The sequence below is a fragment of the Parasphingorhabdus sp. genome (genome assembly GCF_039977335.1).
Lineage (GTDB): Bacteria > Pseudomonadota > Alphaproteobacteria > Sphingomonadales > Sphingomonadaceae > Parasphingorhabdus.
The window spans coordinates 1,362,833-1,381,194 of the sequence record NZ_JBDWDI010000004.1 but is presented as its reverse complement, the minus strand read 5'-3'; the positions used below and the strand labels follow the sequence as shown (position 1 = coordinate 1,381,194).

General features: G+C 53.5%; 19 protein-coding genes. 11 read left to right on the top strand and 8 right to left on the bottom strand.

Annotated elements, in window-relative coordinates; all coding sequences use genetic code 11:
* The first annotated feature begins 3 nt into the window (after positions 1-3).
* Positions 4-411 carry a PaaI family thioesterase gene (locus ABJM21_RS13975; protein ID WP_348300610.1) on the top strand — a complete coding sequence of 136 codons (408 nt, stop codon included), beginning with the start codon at positions 4-6 and terminating at the stop codon, positions 409-411.
* Positions 412-417: 6 nt separating this feature from the next.
* Here the strand turns inward: ABJM21_RS13975 and ABJM21_RS13970 are convergent, their stop codons facing one another.
* From ABJM21_RS13970 to ABJM21_RS13945, 6 genes are all read right to left on the bottom strand, one after another.
* Positions 418-1,230 carry a helix-turn-helix transcriptional regulator gene (locus ABJM21_RS13970; RefSeq protein WP_348300609.1) on the bottom strand — a complete coding sequence of 271 codons (813 nt, stop codon included), beginning with the start codon at positions 1,228-1,230 and terminating at the stop codon, positions 418-420.
* 136 nt (positions 1,231-1,366) lie between these two features.
* Complete coding sequence (locus ABJM21_RS13965) at positions 1,367-1,600, bottom strand: biotin/lipoyl-containing protein (RefSeq protein ID WP_348300608.1); 234 nt, start codon at positions 1,598-1,600, stop codon at positions 1,367-1,369.
* A 2-nt stretch (positions 1,601-1,602) separates the two neighbouring features.
* The gene (locus tag ABJM21_RS13960) at positions 1,603-2,610 is read right to left on the bottom strand and encodes an alpha-ketoacid dehydrogenase subunit beta (protein ID WP_348300607.1); all 1,008 of its coding nucleotides are present in this window, start codon (positions 2,608-2,610) and stop codon (positions 1,603-1,605) included.
* Positions 2,607-3,590 carry a thiamine pyrophosphate-dependent dehydrogenase E1 component subunit alpha gene (locus tag ABJM21_RS13955; protein ID WP_348300606.1) on the bottom strand — a complete coding sequence of 328 codons (984 nt, stop codon included), beginning with the start codon at positions 3,588-3,590 and terminating at the stop codon, positions 2,607-2,609. Before ABJM21_RS13955 ends, ABJM21_RS13960 begins: the two co-directional genes overlap by 4 nt.
* Positions 3,591-3,696: 106 nt before the next feature.
* Positions 3,697-4,467, bottom strand: coding sequence for an N-acyl homoserine lactonase family protein (locus tag ABJM21_RS13950; RefSeq protein ID WP_348300605.1), 771 nt, complete (start codon positions 4,465-4,467; stop codon positions 3,697-3,699).
* Positions 4,468-4,489: 22 nt separating this feature from the next.
* Complete coding sequence (locus ABJM21_RS13945) at positions 4,490-5,482, bottom strand: kelch repeat-containing protein (RefSeq protein ID WP_348300604.1); 993 nt, start codon at positions 5,480-5,482, stop codon at positions 4,490-4,492.
* A 122-nt stretch (positions 5,483-5,604) separates the two neighbouring features.
* Here ABJM21_RS13945 and ABJM21_RS13940 point away from each other — a divergent pair, with 122 nt between their 5' ends.
* From ABJM21_RS13940 to ABJM21_RS13930, 3 genes are all read left to right on the top strand, one after another.
* The gene (locus ABJM21_RS13940; protein ID WP_348300603.1) at positions 5,605-6,606 is read left to right on the top strand and encodes an NADP-dependent oxidoreductase; all 1,002 of its coding nucleotides are present in this window, start codon (positions 5,605-5,607) and stop codon (positions 6,604-6,606) included.
* Positions 6,607-6,703: 97 nt separating this feature from the next.
* Entirely contained in the window at positions 6,704-7,915 is a 1,212-nt protein-coding gene (locus ABJM21_RS13935) for an acyl-CoA dehydrogenase family protein (RefSeq protein WP_348300602.1), read from the top strand.
* Between the two features lie 15 nt (positions 7,916-7,930).
* Positions 7,931-9,070, top strand: a complete 1,140-nt coding sequence (locus ABJM21_RS13930) for an acyl-CoA dehydrogenase (RefSeq protein WP_348300601.1) — start codon at positions 7,931-7,933, stop codon at positions 9,068-9,070.
* Positions 9,071-9,086: 16 nt separating this feature from the next.
* On the opposite strand, the gene ABJM21_RS13925 is transcribed toward ABJM21_RS13930, so the two are convergent.
* Positions 9,087-9,467: a nuclear transport factor 2 family protein gene (locus ABJM21_RS13925; protein WP_348300600.1), complete on the bottom strand. Its 381-nt coding sequence runs from the start codon at positions 9,465-9,467 to the stop codon at positions 9,087-9,089.
* Positions 9,468-9,560: 93 nt separating this feature from the next.
* Here ABJM21_RS13925 and ABJM21_RS13920 point away from each other — a divergent pair, with 93 nt between their 5' ends.
* The 6 genes from ABJM21_RS13920 to ABJM21_RS13895 all read left to right on the top strand — a co-directional run bounded on the left by ABJM21_RS13920 (position 9,561) and on the right by ABJM21_RS13895 (position 14,713).
* Positions 9,561-10,331, top strand: a complete 771-nt coding sequence (locus tag ABJM21_RS13920; protein WP_348300599.1) for a glucose 1-dehydrogenase — start codon at positions 9,561-9,563, stop codon at positions 10,329-10,331.
* Positions 10,332-10,425: 94 nt separating this feature from the next.
* Positions 10,426-10,833, top strand: coding sequence for an OB-fold domain-containing protein (locus ABJM21_RS13915; protein ID WP_348300598.1), 408 nt, complete (start codon positions 10,426-10,428; stop codon positions 10,831-10,833).
* A 12-nt stretch (positions 10,834-10,845) separates the two neighbouring features.
* On the top strand, positions 10,846-11,991 hold the full coding sequence (locus tag ABJM21_RS13910; RefSeq protein ID WP_348300597.1) for a thiolase family protein: 1,146 nt from the start codon (positions 10,846-10,848) through the stop codon (positions 11,989-11,991).
* 69 nt (positions 11,992-12,060) lie between these two features.
* Positions 12,061-13,269 (top strand): acyl-CoA dehydrogenase, encoded by a 1,209-nt coding sequence (locus tag ABJM21_RS13905; protein WP_348300596.1) that lies wholly within the window; start codon positions 12,061-12,063, stop codon positions 13,267-13,269.
* A 14-nt stretch (positions 13,270-13,283) separates the two neighbouring features.
* Positions 13,284-14,306 carry an NADP-dependent oxidoreductase gene (locus ABJM21_RS13900; protein WP_348300595.1) on the top strand — a complete coding sequence of 341 codons (1,023 nt, stop codon included), beginning with the start codon at positions 13,284-13,286 and terminating at the stop codon, positions 14,304-14,306.
* An 11-nt stretch (positions 14,307-14,317) separates the two neighbouring features.
* Positions 14,318-14,713: a limonene-1,2-epoxide hydrolase family protein gene (locus ABJM21_RS13895; protein WP_348300594.1), complete on the top strand. Its 396-nt coding sequence runs from the start codon at positions 14,318-14,320 to the stop codon at positions 14,711-14,713.
* A 4-nt stretch (positions 14,714-14,717) separates the two neighbouring features.
* On the opposite strand, the gene ABJM21_RS13890 is transcribed toward ABJM21_RS13895, so the two are convergent.
* Positions 14,718-15,479, bottom strand: coding sequence for an SDR family oxidoreductase (locus ABJM21_RS13890; protein WP_348300593.1), 762 nt, complete (start codon positions 15,477-15,479; stop codon positions 14,718-14,720).
* A 272-nt stretch (positions 15,480-15,751) separates the two neighbouring features.
* Here ABJM21_RS13890 and ABJM21_RS13885 point away from each other — a divergent pair, with 272 nt between their 5' ends.
* Positions 15,752-18,259, top strand: coding sequence for a TonB-dependent receptor (locus ABJM21_RS13885; RefSeq protein ID WP_348300592.1), 2,508 nt, complete (start codon positions 15,752-15,754; stop codon positions 18,257-18,259).
* The last annotated feature ends 103 nt before the right edge of the window (positions 18,260-18,362 follow it).

The window sequence follows — 18,362 nt, the reverse complement described above, 5'->3', positions numbered from 1 at the left end:
GCTTTGACATCTGTTCCGGAAGGATTTGAACCCGCTAGTTTCTCGACTGGTTTCCTGGATGTTGCTGGCCCGTATTTTACGCGTAAGGAGGCTGATCATATTGCGGTCGGTATTCGCATAGCGGAAGGTCATCTTAACGGAATTGACGTAGCTCATGGTGGTGTGCTGACAACTTTGGCCGATGTCGCGCTCAGCTATCAACTTTTTGTCAGCGAGAAACCTCGCCTTCCGATTGCTACGATCAATCTCAATACGAATTTCCTGACCGGTGCGAAACTGGGGGATTGGGTCGTGGCCCACGCGCATATTGATCGCAAGGGCAAGCGGACGGCTTATTGCCACGGGGAAATTATCGCCGAAGACCGGTTGTTGATGACGATGACCGGTGTGTTTGCGTTGCTACGCAAATAACGGACGCTAGTCGGTCGCGCCCAAATAACCGAGCTGGCCAGCCTTAAAGATCGTCTGGCCGCGATTGACGCTGTTAAGCTTTTGCCCAGCCCGATTGACGTGATAACGGATCGTCGCATGGCTGAGTGACAGGATCATGCTGATTTCCTTGTCGGTCTTGCCGATGGCCGCCCAATGCAGACATTCAGCTTCGCGTTTCGACAGGATGCAATTGGTCGGCATCCGGTGCTTCTTGCGCATGGCCAGCACATAGCCTGTGACAAAACGGCTGGTGACGATGGACAAGAAGTCCGAGTAAATCCGATAAGGCTCGCTTAAATCAGTGACACTATAATCTATCGGTGTGAAACTAACCGCTGCGATCTGACCAAAAGGTAAATGGACCGGAATCAGGATGGCAGATTTGGCGGTGGCGCCATTGTCGTAGAAATCCTTCAGATCAATCTCATCGAGATATTCATTCTGCCAATGCCCGTGAAAGCCGTCCGCATTGCACCAGATCGGCTCGCTTTCATAGCGGCAGGCCCGGGGCAGCGGTGAACTGAGCGCCAACCTTGTATCTTCCCACCAGCGTTCGCCTTCTGCGACCCAGCCGAAAATATCCTTGTTGATGAGCTCGCCCTCGGCATCCACCAAATGGGCTTTTGACGAGATGTCCGCACTGACGGCAATCCGGAAGCCATAAGATTGCGCGATTTTGTGGATCGCTTCTGCCGCAGGACGGATTTCCGCCGCGCTGGTGATGGTAACGCTGTCTACATTCCGCCGGAATGTAGCCTTTGAAACATCAGGTATTTCTGCGACGAAATTTTCGGCCATGGTAACGCTTGTCCTCCACGGAGCCCTTACATTTGGGCCCTCGATTTGGGATACTTGTCGCGTTGTTTGGTTTTGCAGTCAACCAAACATTACTAATAATGTTGATAGGGCTTTGATAAACCCCTTTCACTGATGATTATTCAATCGTCCCAATCAGCTCGCCAACCGGATATTCCTCGCCCGTCGTGCTGACAATGATCTTGAGCTTGCCGGTTGCGGGTGATTCCACTTCTTGCGTCGACTTATCATTTTCCAGAGCATAGATATCCTGGCCCTCGGTGACGTCTGCGCCATCCGGTACCAGCCACTCTGCGAGCGTGCCAACTTCCATGCTGAAGCCTAATTTCGGTATGCGTATTTCCGTAGCCATTTTTACCCCAATATTTTGCGAATTTCGCGTTCGATATCATCTTCGCTGAACATCCATGCTTTTTCGATAGCGGGAGAGAAAGGAACCGGCGCATAGCCCGATCCAACCCGGCCCACTGGAGCCTTGAGTTCAGAGAATAATTCTTCATGGATGCGAGAGGAGATTTCAGCACCGGTGCCGAAATTCTTCACCGCTTCATGTACGACAACCGCAGCTTTGGTCTTGGCGACACTTTTCAGCACGGTTTTCTCGTCAAATGGCGCGATGGTGCGCAGATCAACCACTTCACAGGAAATGCCTTCACCAGCCAGTTTCTCGGCAACCGCATGACAGGCGCCAACACCGCGGCTATAGGTGATCAGGCTGATATCACTGCCTTCGCGTGGGACGGATGCCTTGCCGAGAGGCACGACATGATCGGGTGCGGGCGCTGGACCCTTGGTGAAATAAGTTGGTGTATTCTCGATAAAGATCACCGGATTGGGATCCATGATTGAAGAATAGAGCAAGCCATAGGCATCGGCCGGATTGGAAGCCGCAACGACTTTCAGACCGGGAACATGGGCCAGCCATGCTTCGAGCATATCACTATGCTGCCCGCCAAGGCCGGTGCCTGCGCCGGTGGTGGTACGAATGGTCAGTGGTACGCTCGTCTGTCCGCCGGACATGAAGCGCAATTTGGCCGCGTGATTGACAATCTGATCCATCGCCACGGTGATGAAGTTCATCAGCATGATTTCCGCGACCGGTTTGTATCCGACCAATGCCGAACCTACCGCAGCACCGACAATTGCCTGCTCCGAAATAGGCGTTGAGCGAACGCGGTCTGTGCCAAATTTTTCAGACAGACCGAGAGTCACTTTGAATACCCCGCCACCTTGTTCATCGGCAATATCTTCACCCATCAGGATGACTTTGGGATCATCGGCCATCGCTTTGGCCATCGCCATGTTACAGGCCTGTGCGAACATGATTTCTGCTGGGGCGTCGCTTTTTTCCTTGGCGCTCATGCTGCAATCTCCTCATCGAGAACATCGATGCGATATTCATCCCCGGGAGGATAAGGCGCGGCGAGTGCAAATTCGGCGGCTTCGTCAATAATCGCGGTATTTTTCGCTTCAATCGCGGCGATATCCGCTTCGCTAATCTGCATGTCGAGCAGTTGCTGGCGCAGGATCGGCATCGGATCGTCTTTCAGCGCCTGCTCCATTTCCGCTTCAGGAATATAGTGGCCCGTATCGCCGAGCAAATGACCGTGGAAGCGGAATGTCATTGCCTCGATCAATGTCGGTCCGTTTCCGGCGCGCGCATATTCGACAGCCTCTTTTGCTGCTGCATACATTTCGCTGGCATCATTTCCGTTTACCCGCACCGAACGCATGCCGAGACCATCGCCACGCTGTTTAATTGTCTCGGAACTGGTAGCAAAAGCCATTGGTGTATGTTCGGAGTAAAGGTTGTTCTGGCAAAGGAAAATCACTGGCAGCTTCCAGACCTGCGCCATGTTCAAACCTTCGTGGAAAGCGCCAATATTGGATGCGCCATCGCCGAAGCAGCATACCGTCACCTTGCCATCTTTTTCGAGCTGGCTCGCCAGACCCAGGCCGTTGGCAATCGGAATACCCGATCCGACAATACCGGTTGTGACCATCACGCCGGTCTCAGGATGTGTAATGTGCATAGGACCGCCTTTGCCCTTGCAGGTACCAGCCATTTTGCCTGCAAACTCCGCCCAAAGGTCCTTGGAAGGAATGCCCTTGGCGAGCTGGTCGTGCAGACCGCGATAGATCGTGACGAGATAGTCTTCCTGATTGACCGCCGCCATCATCGCGGCAGAAACCACTTCCTGTCCGCGCACGGGATAATAGACGATTTGCAACTGCCCGGCACCGATCATTTTTCGGAATTTGATATCCGACTGCATGATCAGGTCTGCTCGGGTGAAAATGTCGATCATGACATCTTTGTCTGCCATCTGTGTATCGCTCAAGGCTTCGCTCCTTTGGTAATTGCCCTCTGCCGGGGAATTTGCTCTGAAATCTTCATAGCGCAGGCAGGGGCGCTCGCCACTATTGTTATAGGGAGTAGGCGGTTTGTCAGATTGCGCCAGAGCCACTGAGATCCAGTGCTTGCGCCTGCGGAATTGTGGCCCAGAAATCCGGATCATGACCATAGAAAATCCGCGCTCCGTCTCGCCGTAGCTGGGAGAGTTTTTCGAGCGATCCGCGATATTGGTCCACATTGTAACAATGATCGGGCAAATGCATCTCATCCAGAGATCGCCGCATATTGCAGCAATCAGCGGCCAGTACGGCCTTACCGGTTGCGGTTTTGACCCGCACGGATTGATGACCCGGCGTATGCCCAGCGGTTGGAATTATGATCACGGTGCCGTCACCAAAGAGATCATGTTCGCCGCTAGTCCGCTTTACCGGTTGACCTGTATCGAAATCTTGTAAGTCATAGGCGGTATCTTCGCCGGTTATGCCAAAATCCCATTCAGGCCCCTGTACGACGATTGTCGCGTCGGGGATAAGGGAATTACCGCCAGCATGATCAATGTGGAGGTGCGAGTTGATCACATAATCGATACGGGTCGGATCAATATCCAGATCGCGCAATCGATCCGCTACGCTCTCACCTTCGGGCATGTCGACAATTTTGCCGAGTCCCTTTTCCATTCCAACAAAGCGGTCGCTGAAGCCGGTATCGAACAGCACCAAACCTTTGGGATGGTCGATCAGGAAGACGCAGGCTGGAACCTTGGCTTTGCCCGGTTCGCCGTCGAGAAAGAAACTCATCGGCAGGGTGATATAGCCGCAAGTAAATGCATAGAGCAGAACGCCTTCATCTTTGCTGGTTCTCATTTTCGTTCTCTTCCCCTGATTATCATTCGGTAGTATCAGATGCTGATCCCGGTGGTTTGAGGGCCAGTGTCTGAGCCGTGCCAGTTACAGAATAAATGGTCTCCATTCCGGGCAGTGCGCCGCCGCCAACTATTGTCAGGCCACCCGATATTTCCCTGTCGCTGACCGCAAAGCCATGACGCGGTTGATCGACAGGTTCTCCGGCAGACCATAGCAGTGTCTCAAGATCCAATATGTGATGATCAGCAAGAACTTTCCCCGCGCTGAGCGACTCGCCGCCAAATATATGCAGTCTGTTGCCGCTGGCAAAGGCGCCGTGCCCGCCACGCCCGATCGGCATATCGGGCAAACTATCCCATCGGTCTTCGGTCACATGATAGACGTCGACTCGCTTCATTTCGGTGCCAGCTTCAGCACTGCGTCCGCCGGTCACATATATTAGCGGTCCGGCGCGGGTGATGGCGTGGGAATGGCGCGCTGTCGGCATGGATTGCATGGCTGACCATTTGTCAGTCGCGATATTGTAACGCCAGACAGAATCGAGATCTTTCCCGTCATCTTGACCGCCGATTAGATAAAGCGAGCTGCCGAAATAGACCATGGCATGCTGGCCAATCGGATGCGGCAGCTTGCTGATCTCCGTCCATGTGCCGATGCCTGGATCATAACGGAAAAGCCCGGCATCTTGGTCGGCCTTGAAGGGCAGCGAGACATATCCCCCCGATGCATAGACATACTGCTCATCTGCCGCCATCGCGACATGATGCAAGGCCCGCGGCAGTTTGCCGCATCCTGACCAGTTGTTCGATTTCAGATCCAGCGCTTCGCAACTATCGAGCACACGGAACAGACCGATACCACCAGCGACGTAAAGTTTTCCGTTGAGCGTTGTCGCGTGAATTTCCGAGCGCGCTTCGCGCATTCCGTCATTCCAACCGAGAGAGGCGCGGATCAGAAAACCGGCCCCGATTAGCAGGAGGATCAGCAAGACGGCGAAGGCAAAAAATTTCTTCATAGGCTCGATATGCCATAGAATCGGAAATTCGCTATCTTTTTGACTGCTATCAAAGCTGCCAGTTATGTCTTGGTCTATCGGTGATCTATCAAGCTGCTCTTATTGCGTAACGGGAGAAGATAATGACCGACAACAGACAGTGGCTGATCAACGGACGTCCAAAAGGACGCGGGCTGGTGGACGATGACTTCAAGAAAGTCGTGACGCCGGTTCCAGAAGTTGCCGAAGGCCATGTGCTGGTCAAGAATGAGATTCTCGGCTTCGATCCTGCCCAAAAAGGTTGGATGGAAAATATTGGCGGCTATGTTGCGCCAACCGAAATTGGCGAAGTGATGCGGGGGAGTGGCGTTGGAACCGTGGTCGAGTCCCGTGATCCGAAATTTGCGGCTGGCGACAAGGTCATGGGCATGCTGCGCTGGCAGGATTACGCGATGGTTCCGGGTAGCGAACTGAACAAAGTGCCGGATGATGAATTGCTCGGTGCCAACCTTGGCGCGCTGGGAACAACCGGGATGACCGCCTATTTCGGATTGCTGAAACATGGCCGGCCGCAGCCGGGCGACACGTTGGTTGTTTCAGGCGCAGCGGGCGCAACGGGGTCCATGGTTGGTCAGATCGGCAAGATTGCTGGATGCCGCACGATCGGCATCGCGGGCGGTAAAGAAAAATGCGACTGGCTGACGCAGGATGTCGGCTATGACCATGCGATTGACTATAAAAACGAGGACGTTCGAGCAAAGCTGAAAGAGCTTTGCAATCAGTCGATCAATGTCTTTTACGACAATGTCGGCGGCAAGATTTTAAACGATGCTCTGGCCCATATCGCTATGCACGCCCGCGTTGTGATTTGCGGTGGTATTTCCCGCTATGAGAAAGGCGATATGCCCGCCGGTCCGGAAAATTATTTCAACTTGATCTTTAAACGCGGAACGATGTCTGGTTTCATCGTGCTCGATTATATGAGTGAATATCCCGAAGCACAGAAACGCATGCGGCAATGGATCAAGGAAGGCAAAATCACCTTCAAGGAAGACATTCAGGAGGGTTTCGATAATATTCCCGATACGCTGAAACGGCTATTTGCAGGCCAGAATTTCGGGAAGCAAATGTTGCGGCTGGACTGACAAGCCATTGGGCTGGTCTATTTTTTGCGCTAACTATTTGCGCAGTGCCAGCCCTTCGCCGTCTGCAATATGACTGTTTGATTACGAGAGGCAAATTATGAGCGATCTGGAACAATTTCGCGCGGAAACACGGGCTTGGTTGGCAGAAAACTGCCCGGAAGAAATGCGCGATGGCGACATTACAGCAGAGAATCAGTGTTGGGGTGGCCGTCAGTGGGAGTTCCAGTCCGATGCCCAGAAACGCTGGTTCGAAGCGGCATTGGCCAAAGGCTATACGGTTCCGACCTGGCCAAAAGAATATGGCGGCGCTGGATTGACCGCAGATGAAGCCAAAGTCCTCACCGAAGAGCGCGACCGGATCAACGCGCGCAAACCGCTTAGCAATTTCGGTATATCGATGCTCGGCCCCGCTTTGCTAGCTTACGGAACACATGAACAGAAAATGCAGCATCTTGGCGGCATTGCTCGCGGTGAAATTCGCTGGTGCCAAGGCTATTCGGAGCCGGGTGCGGGTTCCGATCTCGCTTCGCTAAAAACTAAATGTGAGGATAAGGGCGATCACTGGCTGATCAACGGTCAGAAAATCTGGACATCCAATGCGGATATTTCCGATTGGATATTCTGTCTGGTTCGTACAGACTTCGACGCACCGAAACATAAAGGCATTACGTTCATATTGCTCGATATGGCGAGTGAAGGGATTAGCGTAAAGCCGATCATCTTGATCTCCGGTCATTCGCCCTTTTGCGAAACATTCTTTGACGATGTGAAGGTTCCGAAAGCTTATGGCGACGACAATTTGTCCGTCGTCGGTGAGGTCAATCGTGGCTGGGACGTGGCGAAAAACCTGCTGGTTCATGAACGCGGCATGCTGGGCACGATGTCGCCACTTCGCGGGGCTACCGGGCCGGAAAATCTTGGCGGTTATGCTGCTGGTGAAATCGGCGTGGACGCAACCGGGCGGCTCGATGATCCGGCTTTACGGCAAAAAATTGCGCAGGCCGAAATTGACGACTGGGCCTATAATTTGACGGTTGAACGGATGAATGACGAGGCCAATGCCGGGAACGGGCTTGGTGCGAAATCGTCCATGCTGAAATATACCGCGTCTGAACTAACCAAGAAGGGCAGTCAGCTGCGTATGGACATTGGTGGGACGAAGGCGGCGACAATTGGCCCGGACGGCATTGAATATGGCAGTCTGGCTAACACATGGCTTTACAATCGCGCTTATTCCATCCTTGGCGGCACGACCGAGGTTCAACTCAACATCATTTCCAAGCGCGTCTTGGATTTGCCCAGCGCGTAAGAAGGCGAGATAGATATGTCCCTAATTCTCACCGAAGAACAGGAAATGCTGCAAGATGCGGCTAATGGGTTTTTGACCGAAAATGCGCCTGTTGCTGCGTTTCGCGAGGTTAGGGATAGCAAGAATCCGGACGGGTTTTGCCGTGATTTGTGGAAAGAAATGGCCGACATGGGTTGGGCTGGAATCATAGTGGGCGAGGAATTTGGCGGCAGTGAATTTGGCTATGTTGGCGCTGGTGTGCTTGCCGAACAAATGGGCCGAAATCTGACAGCTTCGCCGTTTTTCTCGACATCTGTATTGGGCGCAACCGCCGTTCAGCGCTATGGCACGGCAAAGCAAAAAGACGAGCATCTTGGAAAAATTTGCGATGGCTCCAGCCTATTTGCGTTAGCGGTTGACGAGGGACCGCGCCATCGCCCCGAGCATATTGAATTTTCAGCCCCCCAGGATGGTAACGGTTATATATTGTCAGGCTCAAAGACGTTTGTGGTTGATGGTCATGTCGCCGATAAGTTGATTATCGCGGCCCGTACATCAGGCGAAGCCAATGACCCATCCGGTATTACCTTGTTTTTGGTCGATGCAGATGTGGATGCAATAGAGCGCACCCAAACACCTATGATAGATAGCCGCAATGCGGCGAACATCAAGGTGGATGGGCTAGCGGTTACTGGCGACGATATATTAGGTGAAGTCGACAAGGGCTATGAAGCCCTCGAAGGAATTTTAGCTGCCGGCCGCGCCGTATTGGGCGCAGAAATGTCAGGCTCCTCGCAACAGGCCTTTTCGATCACCACTGACTATTTGAAAGAACGCGAGCAATTTGGTCAGAAAATCGGTTCGTTTCAGGGGTTGCAGCACCGCGCCGCGCATCTGGCGACGGAAATCGAAATGACCAAATCCGCAGTATTGAAATCGCTGCAATTGCTGGACGATGATTTTGAAAGCGCGTCCGCTACCTGTTCGATGGCAAAGGCTAAATCGGGCATGACAGCACAGCTATCCACCCAGGAAGCGATCCAGATGCATGGCGGCATTGGTGTGACCGACGAATATGATGTCGGTCTCTATTTCAAGCGTGTCCATGTCGCGCAGCAAATGTTCGGTGATGCCGGTTTTCATGCCGACCGGTTGGCGAAGCGCTCCGGCTATTGAGCCGTTGGCAGACGGCTTAGCCTTCGCTCATCGTGATATTGGCTGGGCCAAAATGGGCTGTCATTTTTTCGACTTTACCAGCCTCGTTAAATTCAAAAATATCGATCACTTCTACGTTAAGGACCTTGCCATCCGCTTGGCCAATGGCTGCGCGAAATGGGAATGCCGTGGTCTTGGCGCTTATTCTGATGCTGTCGGTAAGTTCCACTTTCGCGCCGCCAGAAAACGCATTTTGGTAAAAGGTCAGGATAGCTGGACCCGTCTTGGGTTCTGTACCAGCCGGATCTTCAACCGCGGCATTGTTCGCAAAAAGCTCCATAACCGCTTCCATGTCACCGGCATTAATGGCGGCCAGATAGCGGTGGACGACATCGGTCATATGTTCGGGCGTTGGCATCTGGCTTCCTTTCTGAAGAATGACATGAATAATAGAGGCGCAGGGAGCAAATCGGCGTCTCCCTAATTTGATAGGGACTTGAGGAGAAATGACATGACGGAGCGGTTGCAGGGAAAAACGGCGATCATCACGGGCGGTGCCAGCGGGATTGGTGCGGCGATGGTGAAGCGCTTTGCCGAAGAAGGCGCGAAGGTGCTGTCCACCGATGTTCAGGTCGAGCTTGGTCAAAAGGTTGCTGACGAGGCCGGTGCGCTTTTCATGGAGCAGGATGTCTCAGGCGAAGCAGGCTGGCAGGCTGTGGTGACCAAGGCACAATCAGAATTTGGTCGTCTCGATGTCCTCGTCAACAACGCCGGGATCGTGGCGGCAAAATCGATTGAGGATATTGATCTGGAAAGCTGGCATCATTTGCTGGGTATTAATCTGACCGGCGTGATGCTGGGTTGTCAGAATGCGATTAAGGCGATGAAGCAGAATCCCGGCGGATCGGGTGGTTCGATCATCAATATCGCTTCGACATCGGCCTTTGCGGCGTTGCCGGGTGACGTGACCTACACGGCCTCGAAAAGCGCTGTGCGGATGCTGACGCGGTCCGTGGCCGTGCATTGTGCGCAAGCGGGTTTGAATATCCGCTGCAATAATATCGTTCCCGGTGGCACCCATACCGGGATTATCGATGCGGCCAAACAGGTGGTGCCGGATATCTATGACCGGGTCGCGGCCATGTCGCCGATGAACCGTATGGGCGAGGGCGCGGATATGGCCGGGGCAGCGGTCTATCTGGCCAGCGATGATGCGGGTTTTGTTACTGGCAGCGATCTGCTCGTGGACGGGGGGATGCTCGCCGTGCATCCCGGCTATTAATCCGACCAGCTATCAAATTTCTAACTAGCCGTTTTGGCAGTTATTGACCGACTGGCTTTGGCCTAATGCTAAGGCATAGAAAAGGAGAGGGCGAATGGGCGCACAGCCAATCGCAGATAATCTGTTTACAGATGACAATATGACGGCCCTGGTCGGCGCGCGGAACAAGCAGACGGGCCAGATATTCTTCCCGCTGCCATTGACGCCTAATGATGATATTGAGCCGATAGCCTTGGCCTCCCGCGGTACGGTTTGGACCTACACAGTTCAGCGTTTCCCTCCGAAAACGCCCTATGCTGGTCCGGCCGATCCGGAGACGTTCAAGCCTTATGTCGTGGCCTATGTGTCGCTGCCGGGCCAGACGATGGTGGAATCGCGGTTGACGGGTGTGGAACCGGAAGATGTTAAAATCGGAATGGAAGTGGAGTTGACAGCCATCCCGTTGGACCCGGATGCAGCGGCCAGTGAACAAAAAATGATCCACGCTTTCCAGCCTGTTTGAGGAGAAAATACAATGAGCGACGTATGTATTGTAGGCGCGGGTATCCATCCCTTTGGCCGGACAGAGGGCCGTGACGGCATGGATCAGGGCGTTTACGCCGTCAAACAGGCCTTGGCCGATACCGGCATAGCCTGGGAAGATGTCGAATTTGCTTTTGGCGGCTCGGCTGCCTCGGGCGCCGCTGATACCATGGTGTCGAAACTGGGGTTGACCGGTATCCAGTTTATCAATGTTTCCAACGGCTGCGCGACTGGCGGCTCGGCGCTCAATGCAGCAGCCAGCGCAATCAAGTCCGGCGAATATGAACTCGGCATGGCGGTCGGTTTCGACAAGCACCCCCGTGGTGCGTTTAACGCGGACCCGAGCGCTTATGGGCTACCGAACTGGTATGGCGAAGCCGGCTATATGCTGACGACACAGTTTTTCGGCGCGAAGATCATGCGTTATCTGCACGAAAATAACTTGAGCCGGGAAGCACTGGGACGGGTTTCGGAAAAAGCCTTTCGCAATGGCGCGAAGACCGATCACGCGTGGCGGCGCAGCGAGGTGGATCTCGAAACCATCATGAACGCGCCGATGATCAGCGATCCGCTCAACAAATATATGTTCTGTTCACCCGCCGAAGGAGCTGTTGCCCTGATCCTCGCCAGCGAGAAAAAGGCTAAGGAACTGGGCGGACCGATGATCCGTTTGAAGACCTCGGTCATGCGCACGCGTCCGCCGGGATCGTTTGAGGTTTTTGCAGCGTCGATAGATAATGAGCGCGGCGGTACCGCGACTGAACTCGCCGCCAAAGCAGCTTTCGAGCAGGCGGGCATGGGACCGGAAGATATTGATGTCGCACAGCTTCAGGATACAGAATCCGGCGCAGAGATCATGCACATGGCGGAAAACGGTTTCTGTCCCCATGGCGATCAGGAAAAATGGCTGATCGAGGGCCGCACCGAGATAAACGGGGCGCTACCGGTCAATACCGATGGTGGTTGTCTGGCGTGCGGAGAGCCCATTGGTGCATCCGGTTTACGGCAGGTCTATGAAAATGTCGTGCAGTTGCGCGGAACCGCAGGCGAACGGCAGGTGCAGGGTGATCCGAAGACCGCTTACACGCAGGTTTATGGCGCGCCGGGTGTCTCGGCTGTCACGATATTGCAGCGTTGATTGTCATTACCGTCACCCTGAACTTGATTCAGGGTCCAGAGCGTTTAGCGTTGTGCTCTGCAACTCTGGATGCTGAATCAAATTCAGCATGACGAAGCTCTAAAAGGAAAACAATTGAACCACGAAATCAGCGCCGAAGCCCGGACCATAGCCGAAAAAGTCGAAACCTTCGTCCGCGATAAAATTTTTGCCTTTGAAAAAGACCCGCGCTGCGAGGATCATGGGCCGACGGATGAGCTGGTGCAGGAAATGCGCGCGTTGGCAAAAGAAGCCGGTGTCCTTACGCCGCATATTCGCGACGACGGCAGTCATCTGACTCATCTCGAAACGGCTCTGGTATTGCGCAAATCCGGCCTTTCTCCACTCGGCCCGCTAGCGGTCAACACGTTCGCGCCGGATGAGGGCAATATGTATCTGCTCGGCAAATGCGCATCGCCGGAGCAGAAAGAACATTTCCTCAAGCCGCTTATCGAGGGCACCACGCGCTCGGCCTTTTTCATGACCGAACCGGCCAGCGAAAATGGCGCGGGTTCCGATCCCATGATGATGCAGACCACCGCCAAGCCGGATGGCAACCATTGGGTTATAAACGGCCGCAAGACCTTCATTACTGGCGCCAAGGGTGCGACTGTCGGGATTGTTATGGCAAAATCCGAAGACGGCGCTTGCATGTTCCTCGTCGATTTACCCGATCCCGCGATTACCATCGAACGGGTACTCGACACGATCGACAGCTCGATGCCGGGCAGTCATTCGGTTGTGAATATCGACAATTTGCGGGTGCCCGCAGACCAGATGCTGGGCGAAAGCGGCGAAGGTTTCAAATATGCGCAGGTCCGTCTGGCTCCCGCACGACTAACCCATTGCATGCGCTGGCTTGGATGTTGTGACAGAGCGCAGGAAATTGCCACCGACTATGCCTGCAAGCGCAAGGCTTTTGGCAAGCCGCTGGTTGATCATGAAGGCGTGGGTTTCATGCTGGCGGAAAACCAGATTGATCTGAAGCAGGCGGAGTTGATGATCGACTGGTGCGCGCGGGTGCTCGATACCGGGGACATTGGCACAACCGAAAGCTCGATGGCCAAGGTCGCTGTGTCGGAAGCGTTGTTCCGCATTGCCGACAAATGCGTGCAAGTTATGGGTGGCACTGGCCTCAGTCAGGATACGGTTGTCGAACAAGTCTTCCGCGAAGTCCGCGCTTTCCGCGTCTATGACGGCCCGACCGAGGTCCACAAATGGTCGCTGGCCAAGAAAATAAAGAAATCGCATCAGATTTAAGCAGAGGAAATCCCATGACCAAGAACCGCAAATTCACGCTTGTTAGCCGCCCAGATGGCGAGCCAAAGCCCAGCGATTTCGCGCTGGTCGAAGAAGACTTGCCCGAATTGCAGGATGGTTCGTTTCTCGTCCGCAACCACTATATCTCGCTCGATCCAGCCCAGCGCGGATGGATGAGCGATGCGGAAAGCTATATGCCACCAATCGCCTTGGGCGCAGCAGTGACGGCCAGCGCTGTCGGCCGGGTTCATGCCTCAAAAAATCCCGATTTTCCGGCAGGGCAATGGGTGGTCGGCCTTGCCGCCATGGAGGAATATTCGGTAGTTCAGGCGGGCGGCTTTACTGCGCCTGTCGACGCATCGCTGGTCCCATCGCCAACCAATTTCCTCTCGGTATTGGGCGCGGTCGGCATGACCGCCTATTTCGGCATGATCGATGACGGCAAACCCAAAGAAGGTGAGACGCTGCTCGTTACCGGAGCGGCGGGAGCCGTGGGTTCGCTGGTTGGTCAGATCGGCAAGATCAAGGGTTGCCGGGTCGTCGGGATCGCAGGCGGCACAGACAAATGTGCGAAACTGACTGGCGATTATGGCTTTGACGCAGCGATTGATTATCGCGGCAAGAGCCAGGCGCAGCTGGAAGCTGAAATCGCTGCTGCCGCGCCAGATGGTGTTGATATTATCTGGGAGAATGTCGGCGGTGAAATCATGGATGCCGGGATCGCGTCGATCAACGAATATGGCCGCGTGGTGCTGTGCGGTCTGATCAGCGAGTATAATAGTCCCGAGCCTGTGGGCACGCGCAACTTATGGTATCTCATTTCGCGTCAGGCGACGATCAAGGGTTTTCTGGTCCGCGACTATCCGCCGCGTTTCCCCGAAGGCATTGCGCAAATGGGGCAATGGCTGGCCGAGGGTAAGATCAAGCATGATGAGGACATCGAAAAGGGCATAGAGAATAGCTATGATGCCTTCATGAAGCTGTTCTCCGGCGGCAATCAGGGCAAGATGATCCTGGACGTTTCACCCGAGGAATAAGGAGTTTCGCGATGTCAAATGCTGCCGAACAAATCGTCGTCGAATTCATCGAAAGCTGGAACCGGATGGACTATGACTCCATCTACGCGGCGATGGCGGATGATATTTTCTACCACAATATCCCGATGGAACCCTGCGAAGGGATTGAAGCCGTGCGCGCTTTTTTCGAAGGCTCCGGCATGGGGTCCGACGGCGCGGAATGGATAACCCACCATATCGCAACCAACGGGAATGTCGTGCTGACGGAGCGGACCGACAAGTTTCGGATCAATGGCGAATGGATCGCCATCCGCGTGATGGGCACGTTCGAAATTGAGAACGGCAAGATCGCTAAATGGCGCGACTATTTCGATCTTGGCCAGTTTCAGGGCGAAATGGCGCGCGTGATGGGTTCGGGCAACGCATGACCGTTCAGCTTGGCTGATACAGCGTCCCGTTGTCCACTGGATATTCTCCCGCCGTCATAAAGCGAGACGCATCGCTTGCCAGATAGACGCATAGCTCCGCAACATCATTAGGATGGCCGAGACCGCCCAGCGGGATCATACCGGTTTCTGGTGTCGGATCACCTTCTGCACCCACAGCGGCTTGCCGTACCATCGGCGTATCGATCCCTGCGGGATGCAGACTGTTGCAGCGGATCGGGTAATTTTGTTCCTTGCAATGCAGCGCCACCGATTTTGTCATCGACCGAACGCCGCCTTTGGCCGCAGCATAGGCGAGGAATGGCGAATAACCCTGCAGTGCTGCCATGGAACTGAGGTTGATGATCGAACTGGGTTGATCATTGGCCTTCATCGCTCGCACTGCTGTCTGACAGCCGAGAAACACGCCTTCGAGCATGATGGAATTGGTCAACCGAAATTGCTCCAAAGTGCAATCCTCGATCGTGGCGGGAATAACCAGACCGGCATTATTGACTAATATATGCGGTGTTCCGAAGGTTTTTTCGGTCTCATCAAACACATCCTGCCAGCGTTGCTGGTCGACAACGTCCTGATGCATAGCTGTTGCATTGGTGCCGATAGTCGCGGCGACCGCCTCGGCACTTTCGGCATTAACATCGGTGACGACCACCTTTGCCCCTTCACTGGCAAAGGTCTCGCTTATTGCTTTGCCCAATCCCGAACCTGCACCTGTAACTATCGCAATTTTACCATCTAACCGGCCCATAATATCACTCTCCAAACCTGATTTCAGATCACATAGGCTGTAAACATGCTCGCCATAGCAATTCCCATTATCGTTAGTTTCCGTAACGGTTTCCTGATTTGCCTCAGCTATAATGTTGCGCGAATATCACAGTTTTGCATATTTGCTATCAAATTGGCTAGCAGAGCGCCCGGAAACTCCTGCTTAAGATGATCCCATAATTAGCGCGGTACAACCGCCAGTTATTTTGGATGGGACCCAGGTCACAGACCGGGGCTTTTTGGGAGAGAGCGATGACTACACAATCACAACGCCACAAAAATATCTTTGCGAGCAAATCAGTACGGGGACTGCTGATGGGTTCTGCAGCCAGCTTGGCCTTGGCCGGTGCTGCTGCTCCAGCGCATGCACAGGATGCTGCCGAAGATGATGACAGTAATGTCATTACGGTTATTGCGCGTAAGCAGACGGAAACGCTGCAAGAGGTTCCGGTGACGGTCACCGCGATTGGTGGCGATACGCTGGAGAAATTCCAGGTGAATGAAATTGCTGACGTGGTGAGCCGCGTTCCAGCGCTGAATGTTCAAGTCGGCGGTTCTGGCTCTGGTGGTCAGATCAGTCTGCGTGGTGTGGGTTCATCCAATATCTCCGCTTCATTCGATTCAGCCGTCGCATTTGACTTTGACGGTGTTCAGGTCAGCACGATGCGGATCGTACAAGCGGGCTTCTTTGACGTTGAGCAGATTGACGTTCTGAAAGGGCCGCAATCCCTCTTCTTTGGTAAAAGTGCTTCGGCCGGTGTTTTTGCCGTCCGTTCGGCCAATCCGACACCGGATTGGGAAGTCGGCGTGAAAGTTTCTCAGGAATTTGAGGAAAATGGCACAACGGTCGGTGGTTACATTTCCGGTCCGATCTCGGATACTTTGGGTGTCAGAGTTGCCGCTCAGTTCAACAATATCGAAGATTATGTGGATCTGGCACCCGGTACACCAGCCTTTAATCCCAATGGTTCCCGCCGGACTAGTCGCGGCTTGGAAAATTTCATTAGCCGCGTGACGTTGCAATGGGATCCTTCTGACAATTTCAATGCCAATTTGAAGCTAAACTATATCAAGAATGAAAATGACGGCGCAATCGCCCATTCAGATATTAATTGTGGGCCAAATGGCGTTGCGGATTCCATATTCTTGCTCGGTGGCGGTGTCGTAATCCCTTCCAATGCAGATTGTAACGACAATGACGGTCTTTATCACCATGCGGATGGTGCTACTGCTTTGGTGAGTCAGGTTCCTGATGGATCAGCAGGCAAAGGACGGTTCGAAAACGGAATACCGTTCGGTGAAACAGAAATATTCTTTGGCCGTCTAAAATGGGATCTTGATCTTTCCGATTCCCTGACCCTATCGTCGGTCTCTGGCTATCTGAGCCTAGATGCGGTTGATACGGACTGTTACGGCTATGTTGGTGTATTTCCAGGCGGTGCTCCAGGCGGCGTTGGCTGTAGTGATCCCCGGAACCGTTCGGAGCAATATACGCAAGAACTTCGTATCGCCAGTGACTACGATGGTATGTTCAACTTCATGCTAGGGGCATTTTATGAGAGCCGAGAAATTGATTTCGACACCTCACAACAAGGCGTGAATATTTCTCTAGCTGGCGCGGATCCAACATTACCTCTTTTGAGTGGTGGCGTCGTGCAAGGTACAGGCAACACATATGATTGGTTCAAGAAGCATAACACAAAAACTGAAGCGCTATCTTTTTTCGGTAGTGTTACGCTAGACTTGACGGACCAGCTGGAACTTTCTGGTGGCGTGAGGTGGACTGACGAGCAAAAAGTCAACACTATTTCGGTTCCTTATGTGCATAACCTGTTGGCATTCGTGCCGGATCCGGTTTCAGGCCTGTTCGTTCCAAGCCCCGCATTTATTCAAGGCGGTTTCTTCTCTGGTCCCATTAAATTTGGCGACAGCAATTTCTCACCCGAAGTTTCCATCAAATATCAAGCAACAGATGACATTAACATCTACGCGGCCTTCAAAACTGGGTTCAAGTCTGGTGGAATTGACAATAGTGCGTTGCCATCGAGCTCTCTGAGCGCGGCAGCTGCATCAGGTGATTTTGGTGCTCTGATCTATGAGTCAGAAACCGGTCTCGGCGGCGAAGTTGGTGTCAAAGCGCAATTTGCTGATCGCACAATTACTTTGAATACTTCCGTGTTCTATTATGTATTTGATGACCTGCAGGTCCAGAATTTCGACGCAACGACCATTCAGTTCCAAACCTTCAACGCCAGTCAGCTGACCAGCCAAGGCGTTGATGTGGAATGGGCATGGCGGACACCGGTCGATGGTCTGAATCTCTCCGGTTCCATTGCTTATACTGATGCTGAGTTCACGGCTCCGTTCGTGACCACATCGGGTGAAGATATCAATGGTCGGGCAGCGGCACGCGCTCCGAAATTTGCAGCCAACGCTGCCTTTGACTGGTCGATCCCAATGAGCGATGCCTTTGAATTCGGACTGAATGGTAACCTGCAATATAGCGGTTCCTATTTCACAAACGAGGATTCACTGACCGATCTTAAGCAAGATAGCTATGTATCGATCGATGGTTCCATCTCGGTCGGTGATCCTGACGGTGCATGGAAATTGTCGCTGGTTGGTGTGAACCTGACCGATGAAATCTGGGTCAATACCAGTGGCGGCCGTCCATTCCTTGAGCCAGGTGTTGGTGATGATCTTGTTGTCACCCAAAACCGTGGTCGCCAGGTCTTTGTGGAGGCCAGCTTCAAGTTCTGATCAACTCTCCCGTTGATCATAGAAGGCCGGGACAGCTGGGGGGCTGCGCCCGGCCTTTTCTATTGGGACAGCAAGCGCGTTGGATAGCCATATTGAGAGTAGC

Coding starts and splice junctions, on each gene's coding strand:
- ABJM21_RS13910 (WP_348300597.1), top strand. CDS start 10,846: ATGAGCGACGTATGTATTGTAGGCGCGGGTATCCATCCCTTTGGCCGG.
- ABJM21_RS13905 (WP_348300596.1), top strand. CDS start 12,061: ATGCTGAATCAAATTCAGCATGACGAAGCTCTAAAAGGAAAACAATTG.
- ABJM21_RS13965 (WP_348300608.1), bottom strand. CDS start 1,600: ATGGCTACGGAAATACGCATACCGAAATTAGGCTTCAGCATGGAAGTT.
- ABJM21_RS13930 (WP_348300601.1), top strand. CDS start 7,931: ATGTCCCTAATTCTCACCGAAGAACAGGAAATGCTGCAAGATGCGGCT.
- ABJM21_RS13895 (WP_348300594.1), top strand. CDS start 14,318: ATGTCAAATGCTGCCGAACAAATCGTCGTCGAATTCATCGAAAGCTGG.
- ABJM21_RS13890 (WP_348300593.1), bottom strand. CDS start 15,479: ATGGGCCGGTTAGATGGTAAAATTGCGATAGTTACAGGTGCAGGTTCG.
- ABJM21_RS13950 (WP_348300605.1), bottom strand. CDS start 4,467: ATGAGAACCAGCAAAGATGAAGGCGTTCTGCTCTATGCATTTACTTGC.
- ABJM21_RS13940 (WP_348300603.1), top strand. CDS start 5,605: ATGACCGACAACAGACAGTGGCTGATCAACGGACGTCCAAAAGGACGC.
- ABJM21_RS13885 (WP_348300592.1), top strand. CDS start 15,752: ATGACTACACAATCACAACGCCACAAAAATATCTTTGCGAGCAAATCA.
- ABJM21_RS13925 (WP_348300600.1), bottom strand. CDS start 9,467: ATGCCAACGCCCGAACATATGACCGATGTCGTCCACCGCTATCTGGCC.
- ABJM21_RS13970 (WP_348300609.1), bottom strand. CDS start 1,230: ATGGCCGAAAATTTCGTCGCAGAAATACCTGATGTTTCAAAGGCTACA.
- ABJM21_RS13945 (WP_348300604.1), bottom strand. CDS start 5,482: ATGAAGAAATTTTTTGCCTTCGCCGTCTTGCTGATCCTCCTGCTAATC.
- ABJM21_RS13915 (WP_348300598.1), top strand. CDS start 10,426: ATGGGCGCACAGCCAATCGCAGATAATCTGTTTACAGATGACAATATG.
- ABJM21_RS13960 (WP_348300607.1), bottom strand. CDS start 2,610: ATGAGCGCCAAGGAAAAAAGCGACGCCCCAGCAGAAATCATGTTCGCA.
- ABJM21_RS13900 (WP_348300595.1), top strand. CDS start 13,284: ATGACCAAGAACCGCAAATTCACGCTTGTTAGCCGCCCAGATGGCGAG.
- ABJM21_RS13935 (WP_348300602.1), top strand. CDS start 6,704: ATGAGCGATCTGGAACAATTTCGCGCGGAAACACGGGCTTGGTTGGCA.
- ABJM21_RS13920 (WP_348300599.1), top strand. CDS start 9,561: ATGACGGAGCGGTTGCAGGGAAAAACGGCGATCATCACGGGCGGTGCC.